Raw genomic sequence first — 17531 nt, 5'->3', positions numbered from 1 at the left:
GTGTCATGTCAATATTAATTTTGACAAAAAAGTCGCAGGGTATCGGCATGTCGTCCGGTGCTCTGCGACTGTACACATTCACTCGTAAATTACGCTTTGGATTCATAAGGCAGCCGCACTTCAAACTGGGTACGGATCAGATCGCTCTGGACAGAGATCGTCCCTTGATGCTGCTCTACAATATTTTTAGCTATGAACAAACCAAGGCCAGTACTCCCGTCCTGATGCGTTCGCGCCTTGTCGCCAGTAAAAAACATCTCAAAAATATGCGCCTGAATCTCCTCGGGAATCGGGTCACCATAATTGATGATTTGAATCACCACTGCCCCGTCATCACGATAGCCGTTCATATCAACAAACTGTCCATCGCTCCCGTAGCGACAGGCATTCATCAGGAGATTCTCAAACACGCGTGCCAGCAGCTCGCCATCTCCGCGAATCATCAATTGCGGGGCCACATTCATCCTTGCGACGAGGTTATTTTTTTCCAAGGCGGGATACATCTCTTCGTTCAGCTGTACAAGCAGCTCACTTAGATCAATTATCTTTTCGTCGATGGTAACCTTGCCATATTTCATTCTGGTGATTTCGAAAAGCTCATCGATCAGCTTTTCCAGACGCTGCGACTTGGTAAACGCAATCGTCGCATAGTGCCTGACCTGCTCGGCAGTCAGCTGCTCGTCCCGCAAAATAAAATCGAGATATCCCAACACAGAAGTAAGCGGTGTACGCAAATCATGCGCCAGATTAAGCACGAGCTGATCCTTGCTGCTTTCCGCAAAATCTCCCCGCTCTACAGCCTCTTGCAATTTTTCACCCGCCAGATTGATATCTTTGGCAATCTCCCCTAATTCATCATTGGACGGAATATGAACCTTCCTGGAAAAGTCTCCATTGGCGAGATGGTGAATGCCCGTGGAAATCTCCCGAAAATAGATGTCATACGGTTTGGTGAAGAGATAGAAAAACAGAATTGAAAGCGGAACGAAGAAAAGCAAAAAGACGTTGACGTCACCAATTTCTCTGATCATGCGGCGAATCAGTGCCAATGAGTCTTCTAACCGGACCTGCGTCCGATAGTAATACTGAAGCACTTTATAGAGTAAATAGGTGATGACACCAGATACAAGCATGCTAAGCCCAAACAGCATGATCATTTTGGACCGAAAACTTGATCTTTTAGCCATTGAAGGAGTACCCCACGCCCCAAACCGTTTTGATCAGTTTGTTCTTCGCTTTCTCTTCGCCAAGCTTTTTTCGCAAGGTTCGAATATGTACCATGACCGTATTGCTGCTATCAAGGTACGCTTCGCCCCACACCTGCTGGAAAATGTTTTCGGCACTAAACACCTTTTTGGGGTAGCTGGCCAAAAGGTACAATATATCAAACTCCTTTGGCGTAAGCTCAATCGTTTCTCCGTACAGGCTAACCGCGCGCTGATCGGGATAAATGACCAGCCCCCCCGCCTCAATTACCTTTTTGTCTGCGGCTATCGATTGATTAAGCTGCTTGTAACGTCGTAGTTGTGCATTTACACGCGCGATCAATTCCATCGGGTTGAACGGCTTTGTCACATAATCATCTGCACCCATGACAAGTCCAGAAATTTTATCCAGATCAGAGGTTTTGGCACTCAAAAAGATGATCGGCATATTATGCTGCTCGCGAATCAGTCGGGTCACGTCATACCCGTTCAACTCGGGCATCATGATATCCAGGATCGCCAAGTCAATCGAATGCGCCTGGACAGCCTGGAACGCTGCCTTTCCATCGGATGCAATGATATAGTCGTAGCCCTCTTTTTTTACATGTAAGGCAATCAGCTCAGCAATCTCCGCCTCATCGTCCGCTATCAATATCGTTATGCTTTTCATCTTTTCCTCCATCGCTATTATAAATCAGGCATTTTTACCATTATAGCAAATACCCTCACACGACTTGTTCACAGGTCAAAGGACGATGGAATCGGACCTGTATACCTTTTTTACCCGCTCTCCCAAACGGCTCACCAATTCATTGGTTATCGTGCTGCACTGGCTCGCCAATTCCTCAGCTGATATGCATTCAGCCTGATCCACCCCGATCAATGTCGCGATATCCCCCTGCACTGCATCATCCAAATCCGAGATATCTACGATAAGCTGGTCCATGCAAACTGAGCCGATAATCGGTACTCTTTTCCCCTTGATGAGACAGCTTGCGCTGGCATGTGACAATAAGCGCGGCATTCCATCTGCATACCCGATTGAGATGATGGCGATTTTGCCGTCCCTATCCGCTGTGTAGGCACGTCCATAGCCGACTGAAGCACCTTTTTCCACCTGCTTTACCTGTACAACTCGTGCTTTAAGTGATAGCACAGGGCGCAGCTCCATGTGTGTTTTTACCTTGTCGCCCTCACTACTTAACATCCCATAGAGAGCGATGCCAATTCGCGCATAATCATAATTAAGTTCACTATAATTGAACACACCATAGCTGCTTTGCACATGCAGCTTTTGCGGATCGATTCCTTTTGCCCGCAGCTGCTCAATCACTTTCTGAAAACGCGAGATTTGATTTTTGGTATAGATGACATCGGGCTCTTCCAAGCTGTCAGCCGCATTCAGATGCGTAAATGTACCGCAGACATACAGGTTCCGATACCGATACAGGGAAGCTATCTCTTCTATGTTATGATAAGACTCGCCCAGTCTGCCCATTCCTGTGTCGATCTTGATATGAACGTGGATTTTTACTTTGCAGTCATTCAGCTTTTTGGCATGCTCTGCATCCACCACTGTTTGCGTCAGCCTATAGCGGGCAATCTGACGAATATGACTTTCATGGGTATGTCCCAAAACGAGGATTTCTCCTCTTACCCCTTTTTTTCGAAGCTCGATCCCCTCTTCCAGCGTTGCAACAGCAAAATGTCCGATCCCCAGCTTCTGCAGGTACCTGGCTATTTGCCATCCGCCATGACCGTATGCCTGCGCTTTTACTACCGCCATGATGTCACAGCCCTTAGGCAGAACACGCCGGATTTCCCTCACGTTATGCTGCAAATGAGCGACATTGATCTCGGCCCATGCTCGCTCTGAGTAATCGGGCGCTCTGCTGCTCTCTTTTTTTATCTTTTTTACAAGTATTATCGCGAATACGGAGACAACAAATGACAGCACCGTTACCAGTAAGAAATGAACCAGGCTGTTTTCAACGACCAACGATGTAAGTCCTGTTGCTTTTCCCATTGCCCGGATGATCACGATGCACATCGGATGCAGGATATAGACATACATGCCCAGATTCCTCAGATACCTCCTGCTTCTGATTCTCATACTAAGCAAGAGTTGAAACAAAAAATACATACACGGAATCGACAACAGATACATACTATCATGCCGGGACAGATGAAATGCATGGACAAGCAAGCCTTCCGTCACCATCATGGCGAAGAAAAAGACAAATCCAACTGTGTACGACATCCTCTTTGTCTGATCATGTTTGCCGTATGTCGCAATCAGGCCACCCAGCATAATAAACACAGGGGCAAAGAAAATACCGTTCCTCGTGAAATCGAACAAGGAAAACATAGCTTGATAGAAGCTTTCTATATACGGATTCATCTGTGCAAAAGCATAATAACTGTCACCCAATAATCCGATCCCATACAGGAGCAACGCGATCAAGAAAGCTCCTATAGCAGAAAGCCTTGTATGGAGAAAGTAACAGATACAAACTCCCAGCATGACGCCGGGAAAATACCACAGATGATACAGCGTCCCGTTAAACAAGATGTCTTTAACCATGGTCATAACTGAAAATTGATTTGTAAAATATCCGGCGTACACATTTATCGGGAGGTACAAAAGGATTGAAAGCATGTATAGCTTTCCCACTTTATATAAGAACTTCAAGAGCCTATCAAAATTCTTATCTTTATCCGTGCCAATCTGTTGCAAGAAAAAATAGCCCGTGCACATAAAGAAAAACGGAACCGTCACCCTGGAAACAATTCGTGTGAGGGTGAAATCAGCAAACGCATCATAGGACAGGAGTGGCGACGTATGGTTGGCGATCACGAGGATTGCGGCAATGATTCTAAAACCATCCAGACCGCCGTACTTCTTTTCACTACCTGTACCCATCAGAATACTCCTGATGAAACAATGTCACAATAAATCCATCCACATTGTTGCCGGATATCTCGCATCTTGCACCATCGACAAGCGGGATTTGCGTGACGGTTTCGCCGGCCTTTACATAGTAGATTTCGATTGCCTCATCATCCACTAGTAGATGCTCGCCGTGAAACTCGTAGTTTTTTAGAAACTGGATATACTCCTCCAAACACAGCTGATGCTTTTCCATGAGAGCAGCGTGCGGATAGCCCACGTAGCGGAAATGCCAGGGTTCATCCGAAATGCCAGTAAGCTGTTCTTTCTCTTTTGCGTAGCGCTTGATAAACCCGTATTCACTTGCCCTTTGGCGAAACGTGCGACATACTCCGTGGTCGGGAAAGGATGGGCAGATAAAATCAATCTCCTCCTTCCTCTCACCTACATCAATCGCCATGCCTGTCTGATGCTCACTTTCATTTGGTCGTGCAACATATTGCTTCGTGAATTCCAAACCATTTTCATATAACGATTGGTCGTAGATATTTTTTTGTTCAGCCTTGCTGCGATATCCGCTTACAGGTACGATGCCGTGCTCTGCGTTGCAAGCTTTCAGGAGCTTGCCCAGCATCGCCGCGGCTGTGTGTTCCAGCATGATATTGTGGTGTATTCCGTCAATCAGTCTCATGCGGTTAAGCAGGATACCGTCGTCATTTTGCCAACGGATCGGGTGATAACGATTCACAAGGATCAGATGGCCATGATACATATTCTCGCTGTTCAGAGAAAGAGTAGAGAATGTATGCTTGTCTGCTTGTTTCATCGTTAGTCCGCCTCCATCGCCAGAAAGATAAGGGTATCCAGAAGCTCCTTATAGGAGATACCCGCTGCCCGCAGCATACTTGGATATCTGCTTTTTGTAGTAAAGCCAGGAATCGTATTTACTTCGTTAAACACAATTTCATTCGTTGGTGTAACAAACATATCGACCCGCGCGAAACCGCGACAGTCAAGAACCTGGTAGAGACGGATCGCTGTTTCCTTGATTTTTTCAGCCATCTCCTTTTCAATTCTTGCTGGTACATGGATGCGTGAGGTCTCAAGTGAATATTTTTCGTTATAATTGAAAAATCCGTGAGATAACTCAATTTCATCTACTTCGCCCACGATTACATCACCGTTTCCCAGCACCGCGCAGCCTACTTCAAAGCCCTCAATGTTTTCCTCGATGACCACTTTGTTATCGTGATAAAAGGCATTTTCTATTCCCTTTACCAAATCAGCGGTGTTATGTGCTTTTGTAATCCCCAGGGAGGACCCGGATTTTGCCGGTTTTACGTACAAAGGGAAGCCTAACGATTCTACAGCAGCGATAACGTTGTCAGGGTCGGTGTTTTTAAAAACAGTAACGGATCGCGGCGTTTTTACACCGGAGCTTGCAGCCAGAATGTGGGCGATATCCTTGTCCATACATATCGCTGAGGAAAGGCTATGGCAGCCAACAAACGGAATTCCGGCCAGCGCAAGCAAGCCCTGGACCGTTCCATCCTCTCCGTTTTTGCCATGCAGAACCGGAAAAACTACATCCACCCTGGTAGTCATCATCACACCGTTGTGAAGTGCGACAACTCCTTGCACCTGTCTGCATGGAGATAGAAAGGCAGGTACGCACTCTTTGCTTTGATGCCAGGTATCATTCTTGATCCGGTCAGTGCTTCCACCATATTGCAGCCATTGCCCCTCTTTTGTGATCCCTAGTAACAACACATCGTATTTTTCCAGGTCCAGGTTTTCCAAAACCGCCGTTGCTGATTTTAGAGATACCTCATACTCGGAGGAACACCCCCCAAACAAGATCGCGACTGTGATTTTCTTCATAGGATTCACTCCTTATCCAGCTTGTCAGAGAAGACGGTCATAATAACTCCCCCCATGTTGTCACCTGAAATCTGATAATGTTTACGGATTGGCACATCAATCGTTGTCTTTTCGTAAATCGGGTAATAGTAGATTTCATACGTTTCACCATCGATCGGAACAACAATCTGTTTTTGCTCTCTCAGGTAAGCCAGATATTCTTCCAGTGAAAAGTTGTTCTTCTTGATAATCGCGCTATGCGGCAGCCCTACGTAACGGTAATGCCAGGGTTCGGACATGGTGCCCGTAATCTCTGTCTTGTCCTTTGGATAGCGCAAAATAAATCCGTATTTCCAAGAGTTTTTCTCCAGCCATTTTCCCTCGGGTGCACGCTCCATTTTCATTTGGGTAGACCCGATATCGAGAGCCAGGCCGAGATTGTGTTCGCTGAAGCCCGCTGGCATGGCAAGTCCGGGGGCCATTTCATTATGGAGCTGCTCCTGTTCTTCCAGGCTTCGAAATCCGCTGTTGATGATAAAGTTGCTCACGTTATCTTCTTGCGCAGCGTGAACCATCTCCTTAAATACCCGTACCATGCTCTCCGACGCCTGAATCGTGTCATCCTGTAAACGGTATCCCTGGACCAGGTCCTTATTCTGAGAGAGCAGGACGACATCGGATTTGATCGCTTCCTTCTGAACGGGGTATTCTTTGTTCACCAGTAGCAGATTGCCGTGGTAGACCTGATCTTTTGCGATTTTTATGGTTTGGTACCCCTCTTTGGGAGTTTTTTCTTGTGTCTGATCGTATTGGTCATCTACTTTCTTCAGCGCACCCTGTGCTAACTGCTGAACAGCGACATAACCGCACAGCAAAAGGATGACAAGCAAAAAAACCCTCTTTTTCATGTACAGTTTCCTCCTTTGTACTTCGCACACTCAGGATAGACAAAACTGTTTAAATAAAAAGTAGGGCAAAAATAAAACTTTTCTTAAGGAAATGAGTTCAGGTTTTTGCGTGAAACCCAAAATAGTCCAATACCTAGTAGCTAAAACCGAACAACCACTCATTCTTCCTCATACAATGGATAAACATTTAGAAAAGGGGACTATTACATGCGGATACCTGTGACAGGATTTGTTATTGAATCAAGTGGATTTGGTTCTCAACACTCCCACACATTGTACATTTCGACCTGGGATGGTAAGCCTGTCCACACACACGCTTTTTCAGGATGTACTTCTTGTGATGTTGGTCACTCGCACTATTATGCTGGAATGACGGAGCCTGCATTATCGGGAGTTCCTCACGTTCATAAGTATTATACAGTGACCGCTGTAAGCGAAGGTCATACACATAGAATCAAAGGAACAACAGGTCCAGCAGTCCCATTACCAAATGGTGGTCATTATCATTATTTCGAGGGATATACAACTGTGGACGGAATACAGCCACACTCCCATATGTATCGTGGAAAAACGGGAGATGAAGAATAGTTTCCATGAAACCAAACGGCTTCGATGAGTATTCATCAAAGCCGTTTGTATTGTCACTTTAATGTGCTTCAATCGGGCGACTTCCACGGAAATCTAACGCTTGATTGGTCATAAACACACCTCTTCTGTATGGTAGGTGATTGTTCATCACCGGGTCTTTTTTGCACAAGAAAAAACCGGCCTTTCAGCCGGTCGCGATCTGAGGTTCTTAGACGGACATCCTCTTTAAATGCGCTTCGAGCCGGTCAAGATTTTCCTCGTTGGCCGGAAGTGCTATTTTCTTGATCGCGTTGAATACGTCAGCGGTTTCGAAAAGCTGGCGCCAAGTTAGTCTGGTTCTTCCGCCAAGATCCTCGAAGGTTGCCGTGAGTTGATAATAGGGGGCGCAAAGGTGCCGCAGTACGATCCGTTCAGGCCCAATTTCAACAAATTCGCTTTTGTTGGGATAATCGACTCCATTCGGTCCGTGCATCACAAACTCCCATACCCCTCCCGGCCGTAAATCAAATTCGTGAAAAGTGTTCGTAAAGCCGTTCGGTCCCCACCACTGTGCCAAATGTTCCGGTTTTGTCCAGGCTTCGTAAACGAGAGCTGGAGATGCATTCATCACCCGCGTTGTTACCAATTCGTATTCTTCCGTTGCGCTGATTTCGTTGTTTGCTGCACGGTTTTCCGTCATGTCCATTCCACCTCTGCATGTTTAAGTAGGTTAGCCGATCTCCAGCAACACAACCAGCTTGTCCAGCATCTCCTTGGTGCCGTGCTCACGCTGAGCCGGCGTATCGTGGCCGTCCAGGAAGACGCCTTGCTCTGTGAAAATCAGCTTTGTGCCTTCGCCCTCCAGCTTGAACTCGACGGTCGTTACGGAAACGGACACCCGCGTCTCGCCCATATCCAAAGTGTAGCTGTAAACGATGCGCTCGTCCGGCACAATGTCGTGGTACCGGGCATCGAAGGTAAATACCGGTCCACCGGGAGGCCCGCCTTGACTGCTTTCTCCACCACCGATTCGGAAGTCAAACTCATTCGCTTTTGAAAACCATTGCTCTTTCAGGCGTGGGTCTGCCCAATAGGCAAAAACCTTTGCTGGCGTGGCCTTGTACACCCGTTCTACGACGAAAGTGTTATGAACGGCAAATCGTTCGTTCATGATTTTCAGCTCCCTTGATTCGATTCCTCGGCATCCTTGTCTAGCAAGTCTCCCAGCAGGTCCAGGTGGCGCTCCCAAGTCATCCGGCGTTCGAGGATCATTTTTTCATTGTTCTTTTTCATCATTTCCAATAATTTTGTAAAATCTTCGACCGTGACAGGTTGCTTCAAATGCATCAGGTTGGAGACATATTCCAATTCGGCCAAAAGCTTTTGTTGCTTCCGGATCGTTTCTTTCAGACGGTCGATTTGCAGCGACACGATTTCCAGCGGACTGAAGTGCCCGCCGGTTACTACGGACTTAATCTCCTCTAGCGATAAGCCAAGCTCTTTTAGCGACAAAATTTGCTGCAATCTCGAGAGGTCGGCCTCGTTATACAGCCTGTGCCCCGAATCGGAATGCGCCGACGGGGAAAACAGGCCGATCTGATCGTTAAACCTCAATGTTCGTATCGTGAGTCCCGTGAGCTTAGCTAGCTCCCCCACCTTCCAAAGTCGCTTCATAATCACCTCTTTTTTGCTGCGCATCTGATTACCGGTATCTACACTATAAAACATGACGTTACGTCACGTGCAAGTGATATAATTCCCCCGGGTACTTTCACCTTGAAGAACGGCACCATTTTCAAACCTTTCCATTCACATCCATGCCTTTTTTAAGAGCCTGACACCAAGCTCAATTTCATCACAAGAAAGATGACTAAATCCAAGCTTAATGATTGGATGATCTGTATTATTCTTAATAAAGTAGATTGAGGTGGGGCACACTCTTACACCATAAGAAGAAGCGCGCTCGATTAACCATTCTTCTGAACGGCCCAGGTGTAATTTGATTAATAAGTATAAACCAGACTGCTCGCCGATAATCGAGATATTTTGGCCAAATTGCTTTTTTAGTTCAGATACTAAGTACAGCATTTTCCTCTTATACACAAGACGCATTCGTTTAATGTGGCGATTCCATTCTCCCAATTCCATAAATTTTGCCATTGTGAGCTGGCTGAAAAGCGAAGCAGGACTCTCAAAACGAGTAAAATGCAATTTATAACGGTTTAAAATTGACTCGGGCAGCACCATATAAGATAAACGGATTCCTGGAAGAAATGATTTTGAGAAATTCCCTAAATAAATGACTCTTGCTGAATCGATGGAGGCAAGAGCAGGAAATGGTTTTTGTGTATAGCGAAATTCACTATCATAATCGTCTTCGATAATATATCCACACATCTTGTTAACCCAATGAATAAGCATTTGCCGTTGTTGAATCGACATGCTTACTCCAAGTGGGCTTTGATGCGAAGGGGTTATATAGAGCAATCGTGAATTCATTTGTTCTAATTGTGAAAGATCGGCACCGGTTTCATAAACCGGCAAAGTTTCAAACATAAAACGATGGAATTGAAAGGCTTCCCTAGCACCGTCGTAACCAGGGTCTTCAACGATAATACTCTGGAATTCATCCTTCAGTATATGCCCAAGGTATACAAGCATTTGTTGGGTACTGCTTCCGATAATAATAGCATTCGCATTCGTTTTTACTCCGCGTGATTGAAATAAATAGGTGGAGATTTGTTCGCGCAAACATGCTTCCCCAAATGGTTCTCCATATCGAAAGCTATCCGGTAATGTTAATACTTGATTGGCAATTCTCCTCCAAATTTTCAGTGGGAAATGTGTTTGATCAACGGCATCCGCCCTGAAATTCACTACCGGGGGTTTCTTTGACTCTGTTTGCTTTTTATTTTTAGATTCTAATACCTCTTGAGATAATAGGGGCTCTAATTCATTTACAAAATAACCTTTTCGGCCCTCTCCACGAATATACCCTTCAGCAACAAGTTGCTCATATGCCATTAATGTTGTATTACGGCTTACATGTAAGGAATCTGCAAGTTGACGAATGGAGGGCAATTTCTCATTCGCCAGAATATCGCCGTGCTCAATAAATGATTTAAATTTCTCGTAGATTTGTTCGTATTTTGGGGAATTATCTTTGAAGGTAAACATGGTATTGATCATATGCATCCCCTCTGACATGTATATTTGTTTATAATTGTACCTTTTTAAATGTCAGTTTTAATACTATCATACCGGTAAAGGATATTTGATGTTTGTCAAATATAGGATTGAGGAGGTTTCACATGTATATCCCAGAGCATTTTTCGATGAAAGAAGTAACCGCCGCTTACAATGTCATACAGGAGAACAGTTTTGCAACATTGTTTTCCATTCATAAAGGAATACCCTTCGCTACACATTTACCTTTAGTGTTGAATAAGGAGAAAACCTATTTGTACGGTCATTTTGCCCGTCCGAACCCGCAGTGGCAGGATATTCAAAATCAGACAATCTTAGCTGTTTTCCACGGTCCTCATTGTTATATTTCTCCCTCATGGTATGAGACCGATAAAGCAGTGCCAACGTGGAATTATGTGACCGTTCATGTTTACGGAGAAGTTGAGCTAATCCAGGATGAGGACGAGTTGATGAGATCCTTGAATGAAATGGTACTGAAGTATGAAACCCCCGACAGCTCTTACAGATTGCAGGATGTGGATGCGAAGTTTCTCGCCGGTATGAACAAAGGTGTGCAAGGATTCAAAATAAAAATCGATCGGATGGAAGGGAAAGCAAAACTAAGTCAAAACCATTCCTTACACAGACAAGGGCTCGTTATCAAACAGTTGGAACAGATTTCATTTTCAGCCGAGCAACAAATTGCCTCCTTGATGAAAAAGAACCTTACAAATAAAGGGTAACACTGCTTTTTACCTGCCGAGGAGGAGTCCGGTTCCATCATGGGAAAATATACAACAAGGAGTTGCATTTTATGGAGTTTTCAACGATTTGGCTATTTGTAGTGGCTGCTGCTACATTGTTAATCATACCTGGACCCGCTGTATTCTATATTATGGCTAGAAGCATCGATCAAGGGAAGAAAGCGGGTCTGGTATCCGTTCTTGGTGTATCTCTTGGTGGTTCTGTTCACGTTTTGGCCGGAGCAATAGGAGTTTCTGCGATCCTGATGACATCAGCAACAGCCTTTAACATCGTGAAATACTTGGGTGCTGCTTATCTGATCTATTTGGGGTGCAAGACTTTATTTTCTACATCTGATGGTACGACTTCAGAGATTCCAAAAGCCCCTCGCAAAAAATTGGTAAAGATATTTTACGAATCAGCGCTCGTAGAAATAATGAATCCGAAGACAGCACTCTTTTTTTTAGCCTTCTTTCCGCAGTTCATATCACCTTCTGCTGGATCAGTCACCGTACAATTTTTGCTTTTAGGAACGATATTTATTATCCTAGCTTTTATGAGTGATGGTCTGTATGCAGTTCTTGCAGCAAGTATTAGAAAGCGGATTACGGGTAGTAAAGCGCGTCCAAAGTTGCTGAATCGGATAACTGGTTATTTTTATATTGCCCTCGGGATATTCTCCGCCTTTGCGAGCCCCTCCAAAACATAAGGGGTTTGTGATGAAATTTATCGTGCTATGACAAAACTAATAACGATTCTATCAAGACAATTCGTGATGAATGGAGCGATCGTTGATGCCTAGATTTATCATTGAAGATGATTTTTGGTCGTTATTCCCTCATGCAAAAATAGGCACCGTGATTTGCCAGGGAATTGATAATTCAAAAAGGGACGTTGAAATCTACGAGAAGCTGCTGCAGGAGGCAGAGAAAGAAGCACATAAATTTCTCAAGCTGGAGGAATTCAGCAGTAATCCAGTCATATTCGTTTGGCGAGAAGCTTTTCAGAAATTCAAGACAAAAAAAGGGGCAAGGTGTTCCATTGAAGCTTTATTAAAAAGAGTGAAAAACGGCAATCATATCGGAACAATAAACCCGCTTGTTGACATCTATAATTCCATTTCCTTGCGTTACGGGCTTCCGTGTGGCGGAGAAGATATCGATACTTTTGCAGGCGATCTTCGGCTAACGCAGGCAAATGGCAACGAACCGTTTATCCCATTGGGAAGTGATGAAAATGCTTCGCCCTATGAAGGTGAAATTGTGTATAAAGATGATGAAGGTGCCATATGCAGATGCTGGAATTGGCGTGAAGCTCAGAGGACGATGCTCACAGAAAATACGAAAAATGCATTTCTCTGTATTGAATCAATCGATGAATCAAGAAGCGATGAGTTTCATATGGCGCTTAAAGAATTGTCTGATTTCGTGTCACATCATCTTGGTGGTCATGTGAAGATTGAAGTATTAGATAGTAATAATAGGGAAATTACAATCTTTGCTTAAGGTCAGATTGTGTTTAAAAAAGAGGCCCTGTGAGTCGATATAGACAAAAATTACGTATCGGTCCCCTTTTACGTTAGAAGGGGACCAAAAGGTGAACATATCGTTTTGGATTAGATTAAAATCTATACTCCGTAGTGGTCACTATAATCATTCCTTGTCATCACATAGGATTTGCAAGGAAATCCATCATGCATGCTATCTCCAACGAACGTAAGCCCTATTTTCTCGGCTACCCTTATTGACGGCTGATTTTCTGGATGTATGTCGGCAACAACACGACCTACACCTACTGTTTTAAAGGCATGTTCAAGAACTCTTCGTGCGGCTTCCGTTGCATAGCCCTTCCCCCAAGCAAATCGATTTAACCGCCAGCCAATTTCAATCTCCGGTCCAATACCATCGTAAGGGATTAAAAGTATCCAACCAACGAACTGTGATGACTGCTCCTTCGGGAATATAGACCAATAGCCGAGTCCTGGCCCAAACGACTTCTGAATCCGCTCGCTAAGAAAGCGTTCATGTTGCACCGGGTCGCTCCATGGCCCCGGAATATATTTGGTTACCTCTGAATCTTTATCCATTGCCAAACATTCGTTGAAGTCATCCAAAGTGCGGGGCCTGAGGAAAAGACGTTCTGTTTGAAAACTCGGCAGCATAACGGTTCCTCCTTCGTCGTAAATCAAAATACCAAGCATTTCACGGAAACAACAGTGCTGCCCGTTGTTAGGTAAAGAAGCGAATATGCTTTATTTGTGTTAATACTCGATCCTTCAATTTTTCAATTCTTCCTCGCTGATCTGGTTGAAGTGGTATATGTAACATGGAGGCAATCGATTCTGAAACCATTCCAACCGTTAAATTTTCAGTGTCCAGATGATGCCGGAATACCTCGTTAGACAATCCTGCTATACACCGATCTATTTGCTGTGCAGCCCACGAATTTTTCCCCTCACCTCTCGTGAGCAATCTCTTGAGTAAAACTTCTTTAGAAGCACATAACGTAAAATGGTGAACAGTGACACCATCTTCTCTTAACTTACCTACAATTTCACTAAAATACTGAGGGTTAACTATGGTCATTGGTACAATAATAATGCCCCTATATTCGGTGTCCATGTATTTTAGCATCGAATAATTCATTTCACGCCACATCGTATAATCTTGAAAATCACCTTTGGAGAGTTCCCTCGGAATGTTCTTTCGAATGTAATAACCTGCATTTTCCGGGTCAAACACAATTGAATGGGGAAGCCTTCTCTGCAATTCAAAAGACGTCTGTGTTTTGCCGGCGCCAAATGCACCATTTATCCAGATTATCAAAACGTTCACCCCTTTACCCTCTTTTTAAGCATATGTACAAACTCTTCTAATGAAAGCTTGGATAGAGATGGTACCAAAACTATTTGGTACTTTTCGTTTTTTGCATCCAATTTTAATATAGCTGTAACAAAAAAAGTTGGAGTGAAATGCATGAACAAAATCAAAGCACTTCTCTATTCCTATCTTATCTTGTCTCTGATTTTTTTAGGCGGAAGATTCTACATCATCATGACCTACAACATGAAGCAAGGACCTGTCCCCAGGGAAGCGTTTCTCAAATTATATGAATGGGTTGATTTGTTTTCCTATTTCTACATCGTGCCCCTGTTGATCATCGGTTTGCTCAGAATAATCCGCTTTGCTAGAAATAGAAATCTATTACTGGTTTTTCGTATCTTGATTTGCGTATTGTACATAGCTTTAGCGTCTGGCGTCGGGATTGCCCTTAAATTCATATTCATTTTACTTTTTTATGGGTTCGCTCCGTGAGCTACTTCCGCACCCTAAGAACTTATGCTATGCTATCATTTATCAGGATGAACGAAGTATTCAGAGTGGTATATCTGCCACCTTCACCACCTGCCAGAATGGGGCAATGAATTTCGAAGGACGGCCCTTCTTGTTGAGGAGGAAGATCATTTTTGAAAAGAAAGATAACGGTTATCATCGTCTTCATCATCGCTGTTTCTGGGATATTTTTTGCAATCGATAGAATGAAGTACACATCATTTGAAGAAATTATATTAAGTAAGATTGGTAAAGATGACGCAGTTACCATCCACATTGAAAGATATTCCGATAATAAGAGGCTCTCTATAAAGGATGCTGCTTTAGTAGAAAAAATATTAACGGATTTTTCGAGAATGGAGCTTAAAAAATCAAATCACACGAAACAAAGCGGTTCATATGCAATTAGAATATACAGTAATAAATCCAGTATGTTTGGTGTGGAGATTCTTCAAAACAAAAATTTCATTTGGATAACACTTGATAATGAAAGCAATGTCTATCAAATCGTCAATGACTTTGATCCATTAAAAATAATTGAAAATGTGAACTTTAACTAGAAATCTACACGGACTCTGTTATTTCTTTCATACATTCAATCCTATCGTTTTTCGGACTGCCAACCATTGGCGATACGGGGTATGCTCGCATCTGTTCGGCATCATAGGGAACAAGCAGTGACTGCAACAAATCCGCGTCGAATCTTTCACGATCTAACCAGGTTGATTCGTCCTCTCGCCTCAAGATCACCGGCATTCGGTCATGTATGGCTTTCACGACTTCGTTGGGGCGGGTCGTGATGATCGTGCAGGTATGAAGCTTGTCACCGTTTGGATGCACCCACGAATCATACAAGCCCGCAAAAGCAAAAAGCCCACCATCTTTCATCATGATTCTCATTGGCTGTTTACCACACTCTGTTTGCTTCCACTCGTAAAAACCGTCTGCTGGAATGATACAGCGCTTGCGCTCGAAGAGACGCCGAAAGGCTGGCTTCTCTTTCAACGTCTCTGCCCTGGCGTTGATCATCTTGTATCCCACTTTTTCGTCCGTTGCCCATGACGGTACCAGCCCCCACCGAATCTGGCCAATCCTACGATGGCCCTGATCTGCGATTATGGCCGGGATAGGCTGTCCCGGTGCGATATTGTAGCGCGGTATGATACCAAACGGGATACTCCCCAGGTCAAACCGATCAAAAATCACATCCGGTTTTGTTGTAAAAGTAAATCGTCCGCACATGTACACCCCTCCTGTAACAATATAACCGATACGGCTTAAAAGAAAAACCAGCCTCTAGGATATATGAAAAGGTTTCAGCTGTAGATGGGTTTCAGCTCAGACGTAATCTTATATCACATTATTGAACGTGGCTTACCGGACCAAGCGTACCTTGTAAGATCCTTTAGCCGAAAGAAAAAAGACGCATCACGCGTCTTTTTTCGGCTATGCATATTTTTTCCACTTTTTATGATTAGTTGCCATTAATGTTCGAATTAAGCTCTTCTTCAATACGAGATGATTTCGAGGTCTCCCCCATACGCCAGTAAGTGATCAAGCTAATCGCAATACAGACCGCTACATAGTAGTAAAAGAGGGATTCCGAACCGATATTTTTAAGGCCAAGGGCAACGAACTCCGCTGTTCCACCGAACACAGCTACGGTAATTGCGTATGGGAATCCAACACCAAGCGCACGAATTTCAGTCGGGAATAGCTCAGCTTTTACAATAGCATTGATAGATGTATAGCCTGTAACAATAATCAGACCCATCATCATGAGCAAGAAAGCAACCATCGGACTCTTTGTTTGTTCCATCAAGAGGAACATGGGAACCGTAAACAGTGTTCCAAGGATACCGAAAGTCATTAATAGCGGGCGTCGGCCGATCCGGTCAGACAGCATACCGGCGATTGGCTGGAGCACCACAAATACCAGCAGGGCCGTAAAGTTGATCCAGCTAACGGTTTCCTTCGGCAGGCCAACGGTATTCACCATAAACTTTTGTAAGTAAGTTGTGTACGTATTAAAAGCAATGGTTCCACCGAGCGTAAGTCCAACTACGGTCAGTACGGCTTTTGGATACTTCATCAATGCGCGAAGAGTTCCAGCGCTTTCCTTTGTCTTCTTCTCCATTTGCGTGAATTGATCGGATTCGTCCATCGAACGGCGCAGCCACAAAACGACCAATGCCCCAAGAGCACCGATCACGAAAGGTATACGCCAGCCCCACGTGTGCATATCGGCTTCGCTGAGTACTTGCTGGAGAATGATCTGAACACCCAATGCCAAAAGCTGACCGGCAATCAGGGTTACGTACTGAAAGCTGGAATAAAAGCCTCTGCGACCACTGCTCGCCATTTCGGACAGGTACGTAGCAGATGTTCCATACTCCCCACCAAGTGATAAGCCTTGTAACAGACGTGCAAGTACGAGAATAATAGGAGCATAAATGCCAATTGTACTATAGCCTGGAGTTAATGCAATAATCAGTGATCCGCTTGCCATGACTGTGATGGATAGTGTCAAGGCTGCGCGTCTGCCGTGACGGTCTGCGTAGCGACCCATCAGCAGGCTTCCCAGTGGTCTCATTAAAAATCCGATGGCAAAGATAGCGGCAGTATTGAGCAGTTGGCTCGTTGTGTCTCCTTTTGGAAAAAACTCGGACGAGAAATACACGGCAAAAGCCGAATAAACGTACCAGTCGTACCACTCGATCAGGTTACCGATCGAACCTTTAAAAATGTTTCCCGTGATGCGCCGGGTGTTTGTGCGATCATTCGTTTGATTCACTCTTAATCCTCCTTGTTGTCGTTTCTATTTCAGAAACCAAGCTTT

20 protein-coding genes are annotated in these 17531 nt (G+C 44.4%); 6 read left to right on the top strand and 14 right to left on the bottom strand.

The features are described 5' to 3' along the window. Positions 1 to 89 precede the first annotated feature (89 nt). The 6 genes from NDK47_RS11565 to NDK47_RS11540 all read right to left on the bottom strand — a co-directional run bounded on the left by NDK47_RS11565 (position 90) and on the right by NDK47_RS11540 (position 6863). Positions 90 to 1187 carry a HAMP domain-containing sensor histidine kinase gene (locus NDK47_RS11565; protein ID WP_251874963.1) on the bottom strand — a complete coding sequence of 366 codons (1098 nt, stop codon included), beginning with the start codon at positions 1185 to 1187 and terminating at the stop codon, positions 90 to 92. Beyond that, positions 1180 to 1875 carry a response regulator transcription factor gene (locus NDK47_RS11560; RefSeq protein ID WP_251874962.1) on the bottom strand — a complete coding sequence of 232 codons (696 nt, stop codon included), beginning with the start codon at positions 1873 to 1875 and terminating at the stop codon, positions 1180 to 1182. The genes NDK47_RS11565 and NDK47_RS11560 overlap by 8 nt, the downstream gene beginning before the upstream one ends. A gap of 75 nt (positions 1876 to 1950) precedes the next feature. After that, positions 1951 to 4128 (bottom strand): serine racemase VanT catalytic subunit, encoded by a 2178-nt coding sequence (gene vanT / locus NDK47_RS11555; RefSeq protein ID WP_251874961.1) that lies wholly within the window; start codon positions 4126 to 4128, stop codon positions 1951 to 1953. Next, positions 4115 to 4921, bottom strand: a complete 807-nt coding sequence (locus tag NDK47_RS11550; protein WP_251874960.1) for a M15 family metallopeptidase — start codon at positions 4919 to 4921, stop codon at positions 4115 to 4117. Before NDK47_RS11550 ends, vanT begins: the two co-directional genes overlap by 14 nt. 2 nt (positions 4922 to 4923) lie before the next feature. Continuing rightward, complete coding sequence (gene vanG, locus NDK47_RS11545) at positions 4924 to 5976, bottom strand: D-alanine--D-serine ligase VanG (protein WP_251874959.1); 1053 nt, start codon at positions 5974 to 5976, stop codon at positions 4924 to 4926. Positions 5977 to 5981: 5 nt separating this feature from the next. Continuing rightward, positions 5982 to 6863, bottom strand: coding sequence for a M15 family metallopeptidase (locus NDK47_RS11540; RefSeq protein ID WP_251874958.1), 882 nt, complete (start codon positions 6861 to 6863; stop codon positions 5982 to 5984). 207 nt (positions 6864 to 7070) lie between these two features. Here NDK47_RS11540 and NDK47_RS11535 point away from each other — a divergent pair, with 207 nt between their 5' ends. After that, positions 7071 to 7451, top strand: a complete 381-nt coding sequence (locus tag NDK47_RS11535; protein WP_251874957.1) for a YmaF family protein — start codon at positions 7071 to 7073, stop codon at positions 7449 to 7451. 208 nt (positions 7452 to 7659) lie between these two features. Here NDK47_RS11535 and NDK47_RS11530 read toward each other — a convergent pair whose 3' ends face one another. From NDK47_RS11530 to pdxR, 4 genes are all read right to left on the bottom strand, one after another. Continuing rightward, on the bottom strand, positions 7660 to 8130 hold the full coding sequence (locus NDK47_RS11530) for an SRPBCC family protein (protein WP_251874956.1): 471 nt from the start codon (positions 8128 to 8130) through the stop codon (positions 7660 to 7662). Positions 8131 to 8160: 30 nt separating this feature from the next. Then, entirely contained in the window at positions 8161 to 8601 is a 441-nt protein-coding gene (locus NDK47_RS11525; RefSeq protein WP_251874955.1) for an SRPBCC family protein, read from the bottom strand. Between the two features lie 5 nt (positions 8602 to 8606). Further along, positions 8607 to 9104 carry a MerR family transcriptional regulator gene (locus NDK47_RS11520; RefSeq protein ID WP_251874954.1) on the bottom strand — a complete coding sequence of 166 codons (498 nt, stop codon included), beginning with the start codon at positions 9102 to 9104 and terminating at the stop codon, positions 8607 to 8609. Positions 9105 to 9239: 135 nt separating this feature from the next. Continuing rightward, the gene (pdxR, locus tag NDK47_RS11515) at positions 9240 to 10619 is read right to left on the bottom strand and encodes a MocR-like pyridoxine biosynthesis transcription factor PdxR (RefSeq protein ID WP_251874953.1); all 1380 of its coding nucleotides are present in this window, start codon (positions 10617 to 10619) and stop codon (positions 9240 to 9242) included. A gap of 122 nt (positions 10620 to 10741) precedes the next feature. Here pdxR and NDK47_RS11510 point away from each other — a divergent pair, with 122 nt between their 5' ends. The 3 genes from NDK47_RS11510 to NDK47_RS11500 all read left to right on the top strand — a co-directional run bounded on the left by NDK47_RS11510 (position 10742) and on the right by NDK47_RS11500 (position 12865). Continuing rightward, on the top strand, positions 10742 to 11359 hold the full coding sequence (locus tag NDK47_RS11510; RefSeq protein ID WP_251874952.1) for an FMN-binding negative transcriptional regulator: 618 nt from the start codon (positions 10742 to 10744) through the stop codon (positions 11357 to 11359). 71 nt (positions 11360 to 11430) lie between these two features. Beyond that, positions 11431 to 12069 carry a LysE family translocator gene (locus NDK47_RS11505; protein WP_251874951.1) on the top strand — a complete coding sequence of 213 codons (639 nt, stop codon included), beginning with the start codon at positions 11431 to 11433 and terminating at the stop codon, positions 12067 to 12069. Positions 12070 to 12154: 85 nt separating this feature from the next. Next, a complete protein-coding gene (locus NDK47_RS11500) occupies positions 12155 to 12865 on the top strand; it encodes a B3/B4 domain-containing protein (protein ID WP_251874950.1) in 711 nt (236 codons plus the stop codon). Between the two features lie 122 nt (positions 12866 to 12987). Here the strand turns inward: NDK47_RS11500 and NDK47_RS11495 are convergent, their stop codons facing one another. After that, positions 12988 to 13521, bottom strand: coding sequence for a GNAT family N-acetyltransferase (locus tag NDK47_RS11495; RefSeq protein ID WP_251874949.1), 534 nt, complete (start codon positions 13519 to 13521; stop codon positions 12988 to 12990). 67 nt (positions 13522 to 13588) lie between these two features. After that, positions 13589 to 14185, bottom strand: coding sequence for an AAA family ATPase (locus NDK47_RS11490; RefSeq protein ID WP_251876115.1), 597 nt, complete (start codon positions 14183 to 14185; stop codon positions 13589 to 13591). Positions 14186 to 14335: 150 nt separating this feature from the next. On the opposite strand from NDK47_RS11490, the gene NDK47_RS11485 reads away from it, so the two are divergent. Next, complete coding sequence (locus tag NDK47_RS11485; protein WP_251874948.1) at positions 14336 to 14674, top strand: hypothetical protein; 339 nt, start codon at positions 14336 to 14338, stop codon at positions 14672 to 14674. A 152-nt stretch (positions 14675 to 14826) separates the two neighbouring features. Beyond that, the gene (locus NDK47_RS11480) at positions 14827 to 15252 is read left to right on the top strand and encodes a hypothetical protein (RefSeq protein ID WP_251874947.1); all 426 of its coding nucleotides are present in this window, start codon (positions 14827 to 14829) and stop codon (positions 15250 to 15252) included. Positions 15253 to 15256: 4 nt separating this feature from the next. Here the strand turns inward: NDK47_RS11480 and NDK47_RS11475 are convergent, their stop codons facing one another. Both NDK47_RS11475 and NDK47_RS11470 read right to left on the bottom strand, forming a co-directional pair. After that, positions 15257 to 15934, bottom strand: coding sequence for an SOS response-associated peptidase (locus NDK47_RS11475; RefSeq protein WP_251874946.1), 678 nt, complete (start codon positions 15932 to 15934; stop codon positions 15257 to 15259). 232 nt (positions 15935 to 16166) lie between these two features. Then, positions 16167 to 17486, bottom strand: a complete 1320-nt coding sequence (locus NDK47_RS11470) for an MFS transporter (RefSeq protein ID WP_251874945.1) — start codon at positions 17484 to 17486, stop codon at positions 16167 to 16169. Positions 17487 to 17531 lie beyond the last annotated feature (45 nt).

The sequence above is a fragment of the Brevibacillus ruminantium genome (assembly GCF_023746555.1).
Lineage (GTDB): Bacteria > Bacillota > Bacilli > Brevibacillales > Brevibacillaceae > Brevibacillus > Brevibacillus ruminantium.
The sequence above is the reverse complement of the archived record's forward strand: the minus strand, read 5'-3'. Positions and strand labels throughout refer to the sequence as shown.

Coding starts and splice junctions, on each gene's coding strand:
- NDK47_RS11540 (WP_251874958.1), bottom strand. CDS start 6,863: ATGAAAAAGAGGGTTTTTTTGCTTGTCATCCTTTTGCTGTGCGGTTAT.
- NDK47_RS11550 (WP_251874960.1), bottom strand. CDS start 4,921: ATGAAACAAGCAGACAAGCATACATTCTCTACTCTTTCTCTGAACAGC.
- NDK47_RS11495 (WP_251874949.1), bottom strand. CDS start 13,521: ATGCTGCCGAGTTTTCAAACAGAACGTCTTTTCCTCAGGCCCCGCACT.
- NDK47_RS11505 (WP_251874951.1), top strand. CDS start 11,431: ATGGAGTTTTCAACGATTTGGCTATTTGTAGTGGCTGCTGCTACATTG.
- NDK47_RS11530 (WP_251874956.1), bottom strand. CDS start 8,130: ATGACGGAAAACCGTGCAGCAAACAACGAAATCAGCGCAACGGAAGAA.
- vanT (WP_251874961.1), bottom strand. CDS start 4,128: ATGGGTACAGGTAGTGAAAAGAAGTACGGCGGTCTGGATGGTTTTAGA.
- NDK47_RS11475 (WP_251874946.1), bottom strand. CDS start 15,934: ATGTGCGGACGATTTACTTTTACAACAAAACCGGATGTGATTTTTGAT.
- NDK47_RS11535 (WP_251874957.1), top strand. CDS start 7,071: ATGCGGATACCTGTGACAGGATTTGTTATTGAATCAAGTGGATTTGGT.
- pdxR (WP_251874953.1), bottom strand. CDS start 10,619: ATGATCAATACCATGTTTACCTTCAAAGATAATTCCCCAAAATACGAA.
- vanG (WP_251874959.1), bottom strand. CDS start 5,976: ATGAAGAAAATCACAGTCGCGATCTTGTTTGGGGGGTGTTCCTCCGAG.
- NDK47_RS11510 (WP_251874952.1), top strand. CDS start 10,742: ATGTATATCCCAGAGCATTTTTCGATGAAAGAAGTAACCGCCGCTTAC.
- NDK47_RS11560 (WP_251874962.1), bottom strand. CDS start 1,875: ATGAAAAGCATAACGATATTGATAGCGGACGATGAGGCGGAGATTGCT.
- NDK47_RS11525 (WP_251874955.1), bottom strand. CDS start 8,601: ATGAACGAACGATTTGCCGTTCATAACACTTTCGTCGTAGAACGGGTG.
- NDK47_RS11520 (WP_251874954.1), bottom strand. CDS start 9,104: ATGAAGCGACTTTGGAAGGTGGGGGAGCTAGCTAAGCTCACGGGACTC.
- NDK47_RS11500 (WP_251874950.1), top strand. CDS start 12,155: ATGCCTAGATTTATCATTGAAGATGATTTTTGGTCGTTATTCCCTCAT.
- NDK47_RS11485 (WP_251874948.1), top strand. CDS start 14,336: ATGAACAAAATCAAAGCACTTCTCTATTCCTATCTTATCTTGTCTCTG.
- NDK47_RS11565 (WP_251874963.1), bottom strand. CDS start 1,187: ATGGCTAAAAGATCAAGTTTTCGGTCCAAAATGATCATGCTGTTTGGG.